This window comes from Corynebacterium sp. HMSC055A01, from assembly GCF_001809405.1.
Lineage (GTDB): Bacteria > Actinomycetota > Actinomycetes > Mycobacteriales > Mycobacteriaceae > Corynebacterium > Corynebacterium hesseae.
Genome location: NZ_KV797598.1, coordinates 178,452 through 178,660, shown reverse-complemented (window position 1 = coordinate 178,660; position 209 = coordinate 178,452).

Below are 209 nucleotides of genomic sequence, written 5' to 3'. Positions count from 1 at the left end.
GCTCATCCCCGCTCACGCGGGGAGCACGTGTACGGAAAGAACATCCGTGACCACTTTGAGGGCTCATCCCCGCTCACGCGGGGAGCACGGTCTTTGGCGCGTGGCAGGCTGCGCATGTGCCGGCTCATCCCCGCTCACGCGGGGAGCACCTGGCATGACGTGTCGGGGCGGGGGTCGCCGTCGGCTCATCCCCGCTCACGCGGGGAGCA